Source organism: Bacteroidota bacterium, from assembly GCA_039111535.1.
Taxonomy (GTDB): Bacteria; Bacteroidota; Rhodothermia; order Rhodothermales; family JAHQVL01; genus JBCCIM01.
The window spans coordinates 15,133-32,360 of record JBCCIM010000007.1; the positions used below are offsets into that span (position 1 = coordinate 15,133).

General features: G+C 52.6%; 11 protein-coding genes. 7 read left to right on the forward strand and 4 right to left on the reverse strand.

Annotated features, from left to right (window positions below; genetic code table 11):
* Positions 1-2: 2 nt before the first annotated feature.
* Both AAF564_02060 and AAF564_02065 read left to right on the forward strand, forming a co-directional pair.
* Positions 3-659, forward strand: a complete 657-nt coding sequence (locus AAF564_02060) for a phosphatidate cytidylyltransferase (protein MEM8484299.1) — start codon at positions 3-5, stop codon at positions 657-659.
* A gap of 141 nt (positions 660-800) precedes the next feature.
* Entirely contained in the window at positions 801-1,652 is an 852-nt protein-coding gene (locus AAF564_02065) for an alpha/beta fold hydrolase (GenBank protein ID MEM8484300.1), read from the forward strand.
* 78 nt (positions 1,653-1,730) lie between these two features.
* On the opposite strand, the gene AAF564_02070 is transcribed toward AAF564_02065, so the two are convergent.
* On the reverse strand, positions 1,731-3,665 hold the full coding sequence (locus AAF564_02070; protein ID MEM8484301.1) for a hypothetical protein: 1,935 nt from the start codon (positions 3,663-3,665) through the stop codon (positions 1,731-1,733).
* A 487-nt stretch (positions 3,666-4,152) separates the two neighbouring features.
* Here AAF564_02070 and AAF564_02075 point away from each other — a divergent pair, with 487 nt between their 5' ends.
* Entirely contained in the window at positions 4,153-6,681 is a 2,529-nt protein-coding gene (locus AAF564_02075) for a PSD1 and planctomycete cytochrome C domain-containing protein (protein ID MEM8484302.1), read from the forward strand.
* A gap of 100 nt (positions 6,682-6,781) precedes the next feature.
* Entirely contained in the window at positions 6,782-8,260 is a 1,479-nt protein-coding gene (locus AAF564_02080; protein ID MEM8484303.1) for a DUF1501 domain-containing protein, read from the forward strand.
* A 134-nt stretch (positions 8,261-8,394) separates the two neighbouring features.
* Here AAF564_02080 and AAF564_02085 read toward each other — a convergent pair whose 3' ends face one another.
* From AAF564_02085 to AAF564_02095, 3 genes are all read right to left on the reverse strand, one after another.
* Positions 8,395-10,671, reverse strand: a complete 2,277-nt coding sequence (locus AAF564_02085) for an SPOR domain-containing protein (GenBank protein ID MEM8484304.1) — start codon at positions 10,669-10,671, stop codon at positions 8,395-8,397.
* A 199-nt stretch (positions 10,672-10,870) separates the two neighbouring features.
* Positions 10,871-11,686 (reverse strand): hypothetical protein, encoded by an 816-nt coding sequence (locus tag AAF564_02090; protein ID MEM8484305.1) that lies wholly within the window; start codon positions 11,684-11,686, stop codon positions 10,871-10,873.
* Between the two features lie 183 nt (positions 11,687-11,869).
* Positions 11,870-13,276: a polysaccharide deacetylase family protein gene (locus AAF564_02095; protein ID MEM8484306.1), complete on the reverse strand. Its 1,407-nt coding sequence runs from the start codon at positions 13,274-13,276 to the stop codon at positions 11,870-11,872.
* A gap of 100 nt (positions 13,277-13,376) precedes the next feature.
* On the opposite strand from AAF564_02095, the gene AAF564_02100 reads away from it, so the two are divergent.
* The 3 genes from AAF564_02100 to AAF564_02110 all read left to right on the forward strand — a co-directional run bounded on the left by AAF564_02100 (position 13,377) and on the right by AAF564_02110 (position 17,228).
* Positions 13,377-14,699: an HD domain-containing protein gene (locus AAF564_02100; GenBank protein ID MEM8484307.1), complete on the forward strand. Its 1,323-nt coding sequence runs from the start codon at positions 13,377-13,379 to the stop codon at positions 14,697-14,699.
* Positions 14,696-15,721 carry a histone deacetylase gene (locus AAF564_02105; protein MEM8484308.1) on the forward strand — a complete coding sequence of 342 codons (1,026 nt, stop codon included), beginning with the start codon at positions 14,696-14,698 and terminating at the stop codon, positions 15,719-15,721. The genes AAF564_02100 and AAF564_02105 overlap by 4 nt, the downstream gene beginning before the upstream one ends.
* Positions 15,722-15,863: 142 nt before the next feature.
* Positions 15,864-17,228 (forward strand): tryptophanase, encoded by a 1,365-nt coding sequence (locus AAF564_02110; protein MEM8484309.1) that lies wholly within the window; start codon positions 15,864-15,866, stop codon positions 17,226-17,228.

The window sequence follows — 17,228 nt, forward strand, 5'->3', positions numbered from 1 at the left end:
TTTTGCAAGAGACTACTGAAACGTCTTCCGAGATCCCGTACCGTGCAGAACTCCTTCGAAAATCATTACACCTGCTTGCACTGGTGATTCCAGCGAGCATGTTGTATCTGGGTAAAACAACGTCTTTACTTATACTCGTTCCGTTTTGCGGACTGGCGATTTTCACAGAAGCTGCACGCGTCAGATTTCAGACTGTGGCAGACATAGTAGAGATGATTTTCGGGCGCATGATGCGTAATCATGAGCGGCCTAAAATTGGAGATGCAGTTGTAATCAATGGCGCCACCTGGGTTTTGTTGACTGCAACACTCCTTGTAGTCATCTTTCCTGTAGATGTTGCGGCCATCTCAATGATTATGTTTATGATAGGCGATGCAGCGGCAGCGCTTGTCGGCCGGCGCTTTGGTAAAATCCGCTGGCTCAACAGCACAAAAACGGTTGAGGGATCCCTCAGTTTTTTTATTGTTGCCGCTGGTATTTTGATGCTGTTCGACTTGCTTCCGCTCCCCTACAGCATGGGTATTGCAGCCTTTGCAACCCTGCTCGAATTGCTCCCGCTGCGCCTCAATGACAACCTTTATGTCCCGCTCCTCACCGCCGGCATGATGTATTGCCTGATGCGCTTCTTGTTGCTACAGGATGTCACACTATTTTTCTAACTATCAATTTGTGCCAATTCAGGTGCAACCCTTGTACGGCAAACAAATACAAGTACCCTGTCAAGCTTGCAGGAGCAAAGCAGATCCACCGCTACCGCAAAAGGAAGTACACCATTAAAGGGAAATTAGCAGTTACGTGACATGGGAGAAGGTGCAATTACCAAATTTATGAGCCTGGATGCTTTTCCTCAGCCGGAAATCATCCAGTTACAGTATCCTGTTGTATTGATGCACGGGTTTGGCATGGCCGGCTCATTCAGGCGCAGTGGTCACATGCACGACCTTGCCATGCACCTGCGTGCCCGTGGGGTACTCGCATACGCGCCCAACGTACCGCCTTACAATCCCGTCCCTGTGCGCGCCTCAATATGGCAGGAACGCCTCGCTTATGCGTTGCATGAAACCGGCGCTGAAAAGGTTAACCTTATCGCCCATTCTATGGGTGGGCTCGATGCGCGCTACATGATTTCTGTCAATGGTTGGCACGACCGGGTGGCCTCACTCACCACCATTGCGGCACCCCACCATGGCTCTTCCATCGCTGCGTTCCTGCTTGAGCAGCCGGAAAAATTCCGTGAATGGCTTAGCGAGTTTGCCAACTGGATGGGCACCAAAGTGATGCAAGACGTGGAATCAGACTTCCTCAACACCGTTACCGAACTTACCCCAGACCACCTCTGCAACACATTTAATCCCAACGTACAGGATCACCCAGACGTGCACTATTGGTCGTATGCCGCGCAAGCCGGCAAAGAAACACCGGTAGGAATCACACCTTTCTTGCGCCCGCTCAACTATATCCTGTACGGCAGAGAAGGCCAAAACGATGGCTTTGTTTCTGTTGAAAGCGCCAAATGGGGGATCTTTTGCGGCGTTATTGAAGCGGACCATGCGCAACAGATTGGCCTCAACTTTCCAGCACTGCGAAGCACCTTTGACGCATCCGAATTCTTCTGCAAGTTAACAAACAACCTCGCTGCAGCTGGCTGCTAATCCTGCAATACAACAAAAGGCCCGACAAAACTGCCAGGCCCTTTGGTATCCAATTTAAATCATGCTGTAAGCAGCAGATTACATGCTCGGTTTGATTTCAAGGAGCCATGCATCACTTGGGAAGTCGCTGCCATAACGAGACTTGTCAGCCTGCGCCAGCGAACGGCTGCTGTACTGCCCAATCGCAATACGGTAGCGAACAACACCACCTGATTCACCTGAGAGTACATCCACGCTGATTCCCTGCCGATAGAGGGCCATATACGTATTAGCCAGCTCCTCAGCTTCCTCCATGGAGGTCCGAGACGCGACAATCCACGTCCACCCGCCGAGACTGCGTTTGATGGAGCCAAGCCATTCTGGCAAGACGTTAGGTTCTGTAAACGTTTCAACAACTTGCGCAATCGGTGGCTCTTCGACAGGCGCCGGCGTCAGATCAGGTACCGGTACGGAGACGTTGACGCCTCCATTGGGCGAACCGACAACGGTATTTGTTGGCGCTGTATTCACCGGCATTTCGCCCTCGGATGCGGCTGTTACTTCTTCAGCTGGCAACGAGGTTGGCGGTGGGGTAATCACTTGCTGCTCTGTATTAGGCAGTGTCACCTCTTCTACCGGTGGGACAGGCACTTCAGCAACGCCGCCTCCCCGGTTAATGTCAACCTGTGTCGGTACGGCTGCAAATTGTGCACTCAGTACTTCAGTAAAGCCACCAAAGCCATCATCGGTCACAACCATCGCTGTTTGTCCCCCATAGTGGTTCGGTACAGGATCGTTCACAGAACGCTGCCGGCCCGGGAAAACGTAGTATTGCTCGCCATCTGCAAACACGCCTAGCGCAGGCTCTTTCAGTTGGCTTTCAGAGTAAAACTCAGGGTCAAAATAGCCCTCATAAGCCGGGTGAATCAGCAGGTATTCCGAATCCACACCATACGACTGCAACATGGCCTGCATCAGGCTTGTGATCTGGTATGCATTCCCTTCGCGTTTAGACAACAACACATCGAGACTGCGGTGCTGGCTTCCTTCGACAAGTTGGATATTGTCTTGTACAAACCCGAGAGCACGTTCAACGCGATCAAGTTCACTGGATGCGCCACCAAGCATTTGATCTGCCGCCTTTTTGACAGCGCGAGAAGGCTTGTCGTTTGGTGCAATTGCAAATTTGCTGTAATCGTCGGCAAAGTCGGTCCAATCTTCAGGCGCGCGGTACTTCACAGCACTACCCATCGACATGTTGCTCACCTGCAACTGGAAATAGGGTGCAACCTGCTTGAAGTAAGGCGACGTATTGGTCTGCTGAAACGCCGGCACATTCTGGTCAGCGTATTGCAGAATGATCTTGCGACGATCCTGGTCTTCAATCCGATCATACCTGAGCGGCTGATTCAAGCTCAGGTTCTTTACCTGCACCTGCCACCAGATGGGATAGATATACTGAAAGTCGAGGTTCTGGACAGGAATATCATACTGGAGCCGAACATCGTGGCTGACAGGCGGATTGCGTTCCAGATCACCGCGTGTAAGTTCATACTTTTCTGTGATGACCGTACCGGCAGCTACATTGGCATAGTCTAGCGTATACACCATTTCGCCTTCCGCACCTGTCTGGGCAACGAGGTCGTCTTTTGTGAAGGTCCGACTGGAAGCACCTGGTGCATTAAGTGTAATGGCAGCCTGCTGCAATTTGCTGTTCGAGGATACATCGAGGCGAAACTCGCGCACGGCCGGCCCACCTGGGTTGAAGACCACAAAGCTGCGGTCAACGATCTCATAAAATTTCCAATGTGGAATGGTACTCGTAAAAGCAATGCTCACATTGTGTTCGAGGGCCTGATTGTAGTTCAGATAGACACCATCAACATTGCCATATTGGGACTGGAGCGTTGCAAGGTTATTGCTGGGTAACTGCACACCTCCTATAGAATCAGAGGGGAAATGTACCACGCGTTCGGTTGTGTTACACGAAGTCAACACGAACACAAAAAGGAGTAGAAAGAGAGGTGATCTCATGGGAGTATTTAACAAAATTGGCTCAATAATAATGCTTTTTGAGAAAAGCCTGTTTGTTTGATTAATGCCCTGTTGTTTCGATGCTGGATCAATTGTACATGGAATTCGCAAGGCAAGCATGTCAATCCTTCAACTAGCATTCGTTACAGTCTGTCAACAAAGCTAAATGGTTAACAGGCTGCCCTTGTTTTTTATTGATTGGGAGTATGATACGTGCCAGCGTAGAATTTGATCGTGGCGGGCAGCAGCACAGTATCAGCAATCAACCGTATAAAAAAATACAGCCAACTTCATGCCAAGCCGGCTCATCTCAGGCAAGTGGCAGCGTTACCAATCAACACATTAGGCCACCAATAAAAACCCTGTAAAAAAGAAAGGATGTGCATAGATCAGATTACAAACGGTCTTAAATCTTGTTTTTGGAGAAGAATCGCTGTTATTTATGAGCACTTGCCCTCCCCTTGGCATTCTTATAGGTTATGTAGCCATGGCCCGTTTCCTCCTGTTTGCACTCCTTTTGCTCTTTACCGGCTGCAGGTCGGACCTGCCGCGTGATGTCGCCCGCGCCTACCGGGACCTACCGGACCAGGTTGATTTCAACTTTGACGTACAACCGATCCTTTCAGACCGTTGTTATGCCTGCCACGGCCCGGATGAGAATGCGCGAGAAGCCGACTTGCGGCTTGATATTGAATCAGCAGCAATGGCGGAGCTCCCGGAGACAGGTAACCGTGCTATTGTGCCGACGTCTTCAGGCGAAAGTGCGCTGATAAAACGCATCCTGCACGATGACCCGGAGGAGTTGATGCCACCGCCAGCGTCGAAAATGGCACTCTCAAGCAGGGAGCAAGCTATCCTGGTTAAATGGATCGAACAGGGGGCCGCATACAAAACGCATTGGGCTTTTGAGGCACCTGCTTACCCGCCCATCCCGGACAACAATACAACCTGGGGCAATAACGAAATTGATGCATTTATCCTCAAACGGCTCCAGGCAAGCAATCTCAAGCCGGCGCAAGCTGCAGACCAGGCAACGCTGCTGCGCAGGGTCTCGCTAGACCTCACCGGCCTCCCCCCCACCATTGAGGCGCTGGATCAATTTCTGGCTGATGAGACCCCAGGCGCCTACGAGCAAGCGGTAGACGCACTCATTGCATCTCCGGCGTACGGACAGCGCTGGGCATGGGACTGGCTGGATGTTGCCAGATACGCGGATACAAACGGATTTCAAGGCGATCCGACGCGCTCCATGTGGCCCTGGCGAGACTGGGTTGTTGAGGCAATCAACGACAACATGCCTTTCGACCAGTTTACAAAAGAGCAATTGGCAGGCGACCTGCTCCCCGAAGCTTCCTCACAACAGATTCTTGCCACCGCCTTCAACCGAAACCACATGTACAATGGAGAAGGCGGTCGTATCCCCGAGGAAACCCGCGTAGAGAACGTCTTTGACCGCGTGGAAACCCTGGGTACGACGTGGCTCGGGCTAACGGTCAATTGTAGCAGATGCCACGATCACAAATATGACCCGCTCACGCAGCAGGAATACTACCAACTGTTTGACTATTTCAATCAGACTTCTGAAGAAGGCGGTATTTCCAGTGGCAGGGTCCCGCCTTACCTCGATATGAGCGATGCTGCAAATAAGAAAGTCACTGCCGGCTTGAAGGCAACGCTTGACAAAGCTGCAGATCGGGTGTTCGAGGCGGAGCTGGTAATTTTTCCACGGCCGGCAGGAGAGAGCGCAGCAACCTCTCCAAACGCACGCGGCTTAATTGGAGAGAATGTTGATGCCTTGCGTATACATCCAGGCAAACGCAGCGGATATTACAACGGCTTGCTTATCAAAGCATTTGAAGAAAGCCGACCAGCATACACGCAACTCCTCAGCACCCTGCAAGAGGCAGCATCGGCACATGCCAGGCAACTCAATACCAGCCTGCTTGTCATGGTGATGGACGAAATAGAAGAGCCAAGGGAAACGTTTGTCCTGACCAGGGGCGGGTACGATAAACCTGCTGAATTGAAAGCTGAGATGAATGTGCCGGCATTCCTGCCTCCGTTGCCCAACACAGCACCAACAAACCGACTTGGGCTGGCAGAATGGGTTGTTTCAGATGAAAATCCATTAACGGCCCGCGTTACGGTAAACCGAATCTGGCAATCGTTTTTTGGTACCGGGCTTGTAAAAACAACTGAAGACTTTGGCATCCAGGGTGAAAAACCTTCGCACCCTGAATTGCTGGATTGGCTTGCGCTAGACTTTAGAGATAGCGGGTGGGACGTTAAAGCGCTGCACAAAAAAATTGTAATGAGCGCCACCTATCAACAGGCGTCTCATGTAGCCCCCTCCCTGCTTGAAGCAGACCCTGAGAACAGACTCCTTGCGCGAGGCCCCCGCTATCGCTTGCCTTCCTGGATGATTCGTGATGTTGCACTGGCTGCAAGCGGACTGTTAACCGAAAAAGCCGGCGGACCTTCCGTGAAACCCTACCAGCCCGCGGGGATTTGGCAGGAAGCCACCTTTGGGCAAATCAAATATGAACAAGATTCAGGGCAAGACCTTTACCGGCGTACGCTCTACACGTTTTGGCGCCGCATCGTTGGCCCCACCATGTTGTTCGACACAGCCAGCCGGCAGACGTGCTCTGTAAAGTCTCCTCTGACCAACACGCCGCTTCACGCCTTAACAACCCTGAACGACATAACCTATGTAGAAGCTGCCCGCGTAATGGCCGCCAGGGTGATGGCACAGGCAGAGACAGATGAGGCAAGAATTGAACGTGCCTACCGGCTTGCAACAGCCAGATTGCCCCGTGCTGCTGAAAAAGATATTCTGCTAGGTAGGCTGCACGCATTGCGTGCGCAATACAAAGCAGCACCTGAAGCAGCAGCAAAAATCATTGCAGCCGGCGAAGCACCCGTCAATGAAACGTTCGACCCTGTTGAACAGGCCGCATTTGCCGGACTTTGCTCGCTTATTCTCAACCTTGATGAAACACTTACTAAACACTGAGGAGTGAGCAGGAGACGCGTAAATGAAAAAATGCGACTATCTGGAATCACAGAACGGTGTGTGGTGCACGTACCCAACGCTTAACTTGCAAAATTGAACAATGAATCCATTAGAAGAACGCTCTGCGCATCTTTCTCGGCGGCAATTTTTTGGGCGCGCCGCAACGGGTATTGGAGGTGCTGCACTCGCCAGCTTGTTGTATAAAACCGGGTTTGCCTCCCCCCTGGATGCCCCAGCTACTGATGCGATCCAGAGCACCCTCAGTGCAGAATTGCGACATTTTGCGCCAAAAGCAAAACGGGTAATTTACCTCTTCCAAAACGGTGCGCCCAGCCATGTCGATCTGTTCGATCACAAACCCGAGTTGCGCAAGTGGGTTGGTACCCAGATACCCGATGAAGTGGTCGGCAATGCCCGCTTTAGCACCATGACGAGTGGGCAATCAGACCGTCCCGTTCTACCTGAAATCACCAATTTTGCGCAGCATGGCGACTCGGGCGCCTGGATATCCGACTTCTTGCCTTATACAGCAGAAATTGCTGATGAACTCTGTTTCATCAAATCGATGCACACCGAAGCAGTGAACCATGCCCCTGCCATCACGTTTTTTCTGACGGGGTCTGAAATGGCTGGCCGACCCAGCATGGGTGCGTGGTTGTCTTACGGCCTCGGCAGCATGAACGAAGACTTGCCGGCCTTTGTTGTGATGACCTCAGTAGACAAAGAAGCCAGTTGCGGGCAGATTTTCTACGACTATTATTGGGGCAGTGGATTCCTGCCCTCCAAACTCCAGGGCGTAAAATTTCGCGGCTCGGGCGATCCTGTGCTCTACCTCTCCAATCCCGAAGGCATGAGCAGCGAAATCAGACGAGGTATTCTCGATGACATCGCGCAGCTAAACGAACTCAGCTTACAGGACTATGGAGACCCTGAAATTGCCACCCGTATTGCGCAATACGAAATGGCGTACCGCATGCAAACCAGCGTCCCGGAGCTAACCGATTTTTCGGATGAACCCCAGCATATCCTCGATATGTACGGTCCGGATGTACACCGGCAGGGCAGCTATGCCTACAACTGCCTGATGGCCCGTCGACTGGCTGAGCGAGGTACGCGGTTTATTCAACTCATGCACGCCGGCTGGGACCAGCATCGCAACCTCAACCACCAGCTCAAAATCCAATGCACAGACACCGATGCCCCAAGCGCCGCGCTGGTCAAAGACCTCAAACAACGAGGCATGCTTGAGGACACGCTTGTCATCTGGGGTGGCGAGTTTGGCCGCACCCCTTTCCTGCAGGGAAAAATAGAAAACAAAAAGAATTGGGGCCGCGATCATCATCCGTATGCATTTACCATCTGGATGGCCGGTGGCGGCGTAAAACCCGGGATTTCTTATGGCGCTTCAGATGCGTTTGGTTTTAACGCTGTGGAAAACAAGGTGCATGTACACGACTTCCAGGCTACGATTTTACATTTACTCGGCATAGATCACGAGCGGCTGACGTTCAAACACCAGGGCCGGCACTACCGATTGACAGATGTGCACGGAGAGGTGGTAAGGGCCGTGATTGCCTAGCTGCAGAAGGCGGGATTGCACCCTGGTTCAGGCGCTTTCCAAAAGCAACAATACATCAAAACAACAAACGCCTGCCCCTCACAAGAGAGCAGACGTTTGTAGGCAACGCGATACAATCAGAATCTTAATAAACGTTACTGCATGACCGGGCCGGGTTTGCCAGTCACAGCAGTCATTTGTGGCTTGAGGGACAGCATCCAGGCGTCAAAAGGGAGTGCTTCACCAAGCGTTTCGCGCGCCGACTCGATGCCCGTCCGCGTTGCAAAGGTACCGAGAACCAGGCGGTATGCATTGGCCTCGCTGCCATCCATCAATACATTGATGTCAAAGCCCTTCTCAGCGAGTTCTTCCCGGTATTTGGAAGCTTCTTGCTCAGCTTCTTCGACGGAAGCAAAGGTTTGGATAACCAGCGTCCATGGGCCACCGGGCTCAACCTCTACTCCCTCCCCAGCATCGGTGAATATTGGCATCGTTGTCATTTCCAGCATCGGCAAAGCAGCGCGAGCCGGCAGGCGGATAACATCGTTTGAAGCCACTTGCAACGGTTGTACCGCATTGCGTTCCAGCGCCAGGGCCTGGTCTACTTGCAGGAATCCGGGCTGCGTTTTAACCTTGCGCGTAAATCGACCTCCAATGACGGTTTCAGCTGCTTCCTGTACATCGGTAAGCAGGGTCCATGCTGCAGGATAGCTGATGGCTACCGTGTTTTTCAGCACCATCGTTTCGCCCGAGGCAGACCCCAGCCGGCGGGGTGCACGCGTTAGCACCGTGCCGTTGTGCATGGCGTCAAACAACCCACAGGATTCGAATACAACCGTTTCATCTTCCTGAGCAACACAATCGTCCAGTGCATAGGTAACCTCAACGCGCGTCGGATTATCCCAAGAACCAGGTGCAATATTGTAGGTCAATTCGTCAACCTGCGTATCACTATGTGGCAACAGCGTTTTAACCATATGGCCTTCGTCTTCGCGTGCTAGACCATGGAAAAACTGGTATGCAGCATGGTGTCCCATTTCGAGGGTTGCTTCAACGCGGGCATCACCGTCTGCATTGATGAATACATCGTAGGCGTTGTTGTCTGCATACGACGCAGCGTTGGCCTGGGAAATGGTCGTAAATCCTTCAAAGTCACCCTCGACATACCGCAATGCCGGTTGCTCTTCAAAAACGGAGGGTACATAGGCTGCCGGCACATGGTCAAGTGCAGGAAAGAGATAAACCTGCTGCCCTGCCACTTCGGCTTCCAGTACCGGGTGATACAACTGCTCGCCGGAAACAAACTCAGCGTCAAAATTACCCCCCTGTGCGGAATGCGCCACCAGGTAATTTGAGACAATGCCGGCACGGTCCATGAGGGCTTGTGCATAAGTAGCAATTGCATAAGGATTGCCTTTGCCATTCTTCACGACGTCTTCCAGGCCACGACGCGGATGCGGTGTAATGTCTGCTCTGACATGCGTGAGGATGGCATCTATTTTCATTTGATCAGACGCGTGCTCGTCGAGTGCCAGGTCGCGGAATGCTTTGTCGATACCGGCTTTAACTTTGCGACCCGGGGTGCGGGCGTGAACGGCATAGCTCCTTGCAATGGTCTCCCACGCATCCGGGGCTTCGTATGCCAATACGTTCCCAACTTCCATATCCAGCACCTGAACGTGGAAGTATGGGGCTACTTCTTTCAAATACGGGCCAAAAGGCTGTGATGCAAACGCCGGCACTTTGGAAGCGCGGTAATGCAGTGTTTTCGTTTCAGCCTTGTCATCAGCTGACTCAGAAAGAAACAGGTCGCGCTGCTCGCCAATCTGCTTTACCTGTACATCCCAGTCGCGGGGGTAGGTATACGCAAAGGCCATATCTAGGGCCGGCTTATCGAGTTGAAAAGCCACATCATGGCTCAGCGGTAAGCGTTTGTACAGGTCGCCACGTTCAATTTCATACGCAGCTTCAACAATGCTGCCAGCCGGGATACCTTCAACTACAATCCGAAACAGAGAAGAGTCTCCTCCCATCCGATCGCGTTTCAACGCTGACTTCTTGTACCCGAAGGTGATACCATCCGGCTGGATGACTTTGTACGTAAGGTCACGGATTTTCTCGTATGAGGCCAGCGGGATCTGAAACAGCTCCTGCTCATCTCCAGGTGTGTCTTCCAAACGCATTTCGCGCCAGTGATACGACTCAAAGAAGTACCAGCGCGGGGCATTGTTTTTGAAATCAGGTTTCAGGTCGTTGGCGATATCGTGCTTATAAAAGAGATAGACGCCGGCGTCGTCGGGATATTGGCGTTGCAGGGTAGCCAGGTTGACCGGACTTTCTTCTTCCATCAACCCGTAAAGCACGGGACGTTTTGACGTGTGGCACCCTACCAAAAAGAGTGCAATGAGGGTTAGTCCCCAGAATTTTTTCATGACCGCGGTTCTTATAGAGTAGCTTGAACAGACTTCTCGATAAGAATCGTCTGGTTTACCGTTTGCTTAAAGGTGCAACTGGGTTTAGGCGGTCTTAGGCACAAACAAATCAATTCCCAAGGATTGATTTGTTTGTGGGTAGAAGGTTGCAGATTGAAAGTGCTTTGCGTTTTGCAATCGGTTTGAGGTAGGTCTACACCTAGCTGCGGGTTTTGTGGTGGGTTGTCTGTTGTGTATCAGTCAATGGCGCTTGTTCAGGATCTAATGACAGGCGTGTGGTGGACGCTTGTGTTACTTCTGCTTCTGTTGTTGGCGGCACCGTTTCGAGGCTCGCGGCATCAACCCCGGCCAACAAGTTTTCCAGTACGTGGTCAATGCGGGCCTCTTTATCAGCAACCCAATTCGGGAATTTGACGGCTCCGTACCCTAATCCGGCCAGGCCGGCAATGGCAAACATAGAGACAACCAGGGTCTTCGCCATATCGACGAGGAAATCGCCTTTGCTAGCCAGTACCAGCATAAAAAAGATGCCCATCACCGTCATCACGCCTCCCATGATTAACGCGCCTCGAAAGGTGTCTTTGGAGAGCTTCAAACGCAGGCGGTAGCCTTCTTCTCGGGGTTCGGCAACCATTTGGCCGATTTCGCTTTCCCAGATGCGGGTATTGCCAGCTGTATGTGTACGTCCCAATACATCCAATTCATCGTGCAAGGAAGAGACCAACCTGTTCCAGTGCTCCTCCCCAAAAGAAGCGGGGACATCAATGGTTCTTGTAAACCCAACGGGAAATCCAGCCAAACGGTCAATCTTTGCAGCGGGAGGCGCATGGCTGAGTTGTTGCACAGCGCCGGCTATAAAATTGGGGGAAATGCCGGCTTCTTGCCCGATTGCAGTCAATTCTTCTAGCGTCAGCCCGCCACCAGGCGAAAGGGCACGCAATGCGTTGTCCTGTCGCTTTGCCGCAAGTCGGAAAATCTCGGCAACCTCTTTTTCGTCAAAGGTGCGTCCTGCCATGAAGTGTCTGCCGTTTGGTTATTAGATACGATTACTCCTCTACGGACGTGAAACCAATCCGTTGCATCGCTTCCTCCTGGGAATCTGGCTATTGCTTGTTTGCTACGCCACACGGGTAGATTCCCTAATCAGGCGCGGCATAGGAGATGGAAGGCCTATGTGTGCTAATTTTCTGTCCCTAAATTATTCCTGGCAAACATCCTGAAGTGTGGTAATTTCGCCTTGCTCCTTTACAACAAAATCCAGCGTTTGCTCAAAGTGCGCGCCCCATCCGGGGAAATCCATTTCATCCCACAGCATGTTGTGCCATAGCCCCACGCAAACACCACCGTGTTTTTTACAAGTAAGGATTAGCGTTTGGGCAGCTGCGAGGGCTTCTTCGAAGCCCATATTGCGGTAGTTGAACAGGGTCCCATCCATAAAACAAAGGGGCACTTCCCACACTGTAGTAGATTTGTTTTTGAGGATGTCGTAGCGAAGAAAGGGGTGGCACGTGCCGTGGCGGAAGCCTTCGTGGTCAGAGAAGCCAAGGGTTGAGTCGACGGTAAAGCCGGCAGCCTCCTGCAGCCGCATCGTGTGTGGATAGGTGTACCGCAAATAGTGCTGCCGCACAGAGACCAGCGGCTGAGATGTGATGTCAGCAAGGGCCGCTTTCTCCTCCTGCATATAGTCTGGATGCGTGTGGGCGTAATAGCTTGGATGCAACCCTACTTCAAAGCCGAGTTGCGCCAGTCGCTTCAGTGTGCGGCGTAAGTACCCATTTGAAGGCGCATAATAGACATCATGCGGGCCGTGGGCGCCAGTCTTGAAAAAGTAGGTAGCTTTTCCTCCCCGCTTGTGCACTTCATCGATCATACGATCCAGGGACTGCCGAAAGATGTCTCCAGGTTTTAGCGCATCAGCTATAAAGGCACCCAGTCGCTTCACACGGGCCCCTACCCCAACATGCCGGCGGTTGAGTAGCCCATACTCTACGACCTCTCTATACACCATACCAGGCCGCCATTTCCAGATATAGTCAATGTCGTGGGTAGGACAAAATGCCCAGGTCTTGCCGGCCCAGGTCCGTTCACGCACGGGTATGCCATGCTGCAAGAGTTGCCGGCGCAACACCGCTCGGTAGCAATCTACCACCGGCGTATATACCGTATCCAGGACAGCTTGCATCGAATCGGCCCACGAAAATCTACCGTGACGGTCTCTGTTTTGAATCGTATATTCCTGCCACCCGGACAACCAGAAAAATGCCGAGGCCACGTAATCAAATGTGTCAGGTTCTGGACCACCAAACAATACGGGAAACCGTTCATCTGCAGCTTCTTGCCAGTGCACACCTGAGGTATCGTAGCGTGTTTTTGTTTCGAAATACTGCGGTGTTGCTGGCGCAAGGGGCAATTGCAGCACTGCGGGGGCAAGTCCAGCCGGCTCGTTTCCATAGTAAATCCCCCCTTCCGCAATGGATGCACGTGCACACCAAACAGGATTGATGCCCAGCGGGATAAGCAACATTTGGAGCGCATATTGCGCCTTGGGCACAAAATCGGCCGGCCCTTCTACACAGCAGGGCACGTCTGCGCTAGTTTCCTTCACAATGTCCGCTGATCCATTCATCTCAATAATGCTGCATTTCAACGTTCCGTAGATAGGTACAACACACAACACGCAAGATGCAACCGGTTACCCCAAGAATATGATGAAACCCAGATTCAAGATTTTTGCCGACCCCGTGCACGGGTTTGTGTCCGTGCCCCGGCAATTGCTGCTGCCACTCATCCATACTCCGGAAGTCCAGCGTTTGCGACGTATCCGCCAACTGGGTGTAGGTAACCTGGTGTATCCCGGCGCAGAACATACCCGGTTTGGCCACGCGCTAGGTGCAATGGCGCTTATGCAAGATGCACTCAACGTCCTGTCGGAAAAAGGAACGCCGATCTCGCAGGAAGAACATACAGCGGCGCTTGCTGCAGCACTGTTGCACGATGTTGGACATGGCCCCTTTTCTCATACACTGGAGCACGTGCTCATTGAAGACTTTCACCACGAAAGTATGAGCCGCGTGTTGATTGAACTACTCAACAATCGCTTTCCCGGGCAGCTCGACCTTGTGCTCCAGATGTTCGACAACACGTATGAGCGACCGTTCTTCCATCAATTGATTTCGAGTCAACTGGACATGGACCGGCTCGATTACCTCCGCCGCGACTCCTTCCACACCGGCGTTGCCGAGGGGGAAGTAGGTGTCCCGCGTATCATTAAAACGTTGCGCGTACATCCGCTTGAAGGCGGGCCAGGCGCCGGCATTGCCGTTGAGCCCAAAGGGATTTACGCCGTTGAGAACTTCCTTTTTGCACGCCGGCTGATGTACTGGCAGGTGTATCTGCACAAAACGGTCGTCGCTGGCGACCGCTTGCTTTATGGGATCATCCGACGCGCGAGAGACCTCATCCGGCAAGGCGTCTCACAAGTTGAAGCCTTGTGTTCTCCCCCGCTGTTTTTCTTCCTCAGTAACGAGGTAAAAGGAAGCGAAATCGAACACCCCACCGTAATGCAGGCCTATTGCGACCTCGATGACACCGATATCATCTACAGCCTCAAACAATGGATGCAATGCAAGGACCCGATGCTGGAAGACCTGTGCCGGCGGTTTATCTACCGCTCCTTCCTGCGGGTAACCTACCTCGATACCGCCCCCACAGCTGCAGATATTGCAACATGGGAAGCGCGGGTTGCCCGCTGGCTCCAGCAACGCTTCAGTCTGTCTGAGACTGAGGCTGAAGCTGCTGTACCGTATTACATGAGCCACGGGGAAGTCAAACACGTATCATACCGTGCAGATCGCGATCCTATTGATGTGATAGGCCCGAACAATGAAGTGCATGAACTGAGCCTGGTAACGGACAATGCTGCCGTATCAGCCCTCACTCAACTTGTTCAAAAACCGTTTGTTTGTTACCCCAAAGCCACCAACCTGAGCTTCGAAGGCCTGATGGTGCAGCACACCCCGGAGGCATGAAAACCGCAATAACCTTTAGCACAGATCACGAAGGGCACAGCCAAGCCGGACACGTGGAACGGCCGGAACGCCTGCACACCATTGTCGACTTACTTAACCGGGATGGTATCCTGGAAAAACTCGTGCACATCGATGCCCCCCTGGCTGAAGCAGCAGATGTGACGCTTGTGCACCCCTACGGGTATTTTGATCGGGTCGAAGCAGCCGTTGAAGCCGGCGGTACCCAGCTCGACCCAGATACGTATGCAACACCGCACAGCCTGCGTGTTGCGCTGCAAGCCCTCGGCGGCCTGCTTGCCATTACTGATGCCGTTGTTACCGGTGAGGTCACAAATGGCTTTGCAGCAGTGCGCCCGCCCGGGCACCATGCCCGCCCCGATGAAGCCATGGGGTTTTGCCTGTTTGCCAATGTCGCCATTGCCGCGCGCAAAGCATTGCAAGATCCAAACATCAACAAAGTCCTGATCATCGACTTCGACGTACACCACGGCAATGGGACGCAGGAGATTTTCTACGATGATCCGGATGTGATGTACATGAGTACGCACCAGGCACCACTGTATCCCGGCACGGGCGCCTTGCAAGAAACCGGGACTGGCGCCGGCGAGGGCACAACCGTCAACATTCCACTGCCGGCATACACAGGGGATGCTGACTTCCTGCACGCATTTCGCACGATGCTTACACCCAAAGCCCTTGCGTTTAACCCTGACCTGATTTTCATTTCAGCCGGCTATGATGCCCACTGGATGGATCTTGTCGGCGGGCTCAACCTTACCGTAATCGGGTTTGCTGAAATTGTACGGGAAATCCTGCAATGGGCTGACACCTGTTGTGACAGTAAAGTTGTGGCGCTACTCGAAGGAGGTTACAACGCAGACGCACTCGCCCACTGCGTGTTGACAACGTTACAGCTCCTCCAGGATCCTAATGCCAATCCAAGTGACCCTTTTGGATCTGCCAACCGCCCCAATGCTGACCTGTCCGGGTATATGGAAAAGCTGATTGCATTCCATTCCTGAGTTTATCTCCTCCCCCCTATTCCCGTTTTTCTTACCAAATTCCTTCGCCAGCCTGTGTTTTGTTTTACCGGGTTTGAGTATCCTTCTATGCATTAAAAGACACGCTTTTACAGACACGCATAGCTTTAACATAGAGGATCTTATGAAAACCATCATTGAGCCCTTCCGCATCAAGTCGGTCGAGCCCATCAGGATGACAAGCCGTGAAGAGCGGCAGGACTATATCAAGGCAGCCAACTACAACCTGTTCACGCTCCACTCAGACAATGTCCTGATTGATTTGCTGACAGACTCTGGGACCTCAGCCATGAGTGCAAGCCAGTGGTCGGGCGTGATGCGTGGGGACGAAAGCTACGCCGGCTCCCCCTCATACCACCGCTTCGAAAGCGCAATTCACAACCTGATGCCGTTCAAACACATCATCCCCACCCACCAGGGCCGGGCGGCAGAGCGCATCCTGTTTTCTATAATTGGGAAAGCCGGCATCAAAATCCCCAGTAACACACACTTCGATACCACGCGCGCCAACGTGGAAGCAAGTGGCGCACTTGCGGCGGACCTCGTGATTGAGGAAGGATTAAACCCTGCGCTCGAGCATCCCTTCAAGGGCAATATCGACCTCGAAAAACTGGACCGTTTCCTCACAACGCACAAAGGCCATGTGCCGCTTGTGATGATTACTGTTACCAACAATTCCGGAGGCGGACAGCCTGTGTCGATGGAGAATATACGCGGTGCTCGTGCCGTGTGTGATCGGCACAACCTGCCCTTGTTTCTGGATGCCTGCCGGTTTGCCGAGAACGCTTACCTGATCAAGCTAAGGGAGCCGGGCTATGGCGATAAATCAGTCCCTGAAATTGTACGTGAAATGTTTTCGTTTGCAGATGGCATGACCATGAGCGCAAAGAAAGACGCACTGGTAAACATTGGCGGCTGGCTGGCGCTCAATGACGACCGCTGGGCCATGGAAGCGAGAAATCAGCTTATCCTGACCGAAGGCTTTCCTACATACGGTGGGCTGGCCGGCCGTGACCTGGAAGCCATAGCCATCGGACTCGAAGAAATTGTCGACGAAGATTACCTCGCCTACCGGCTTGCGTCTGTGCAATACCTCGGGAATGCCCTTACCCAAATGGGTGTACCAATTATTCGGCCTGTGGGAGGCCATGCAGTCTATATTGATGCAGCGAGCATGCTCCCACATATCCCCGCATTGTCCTATCCGGGGCAGGCCCTGGCCGTTGCGCTGTATGAAGTTGGCGGCATTCGGAGTTGTGAAATCGGATCTGTTATGTTTGGCCGGCAGCCAGATGGATCTGAAAAAGCAGCCAGTATGGAGTTGGTTCGCCTGGCCATTCCGCGGCGCGTCTACACACAGAGCCACGTTGACTACGTCATTGAGTGTTTTGAAGAAGTAAACGCAAATAAAAACAGCCTGCCAGGCTATCAGATCGTCGACGAACCGCCGGCACTCAGGCACTTTACCGCAGCATTTGAACCCAAATAA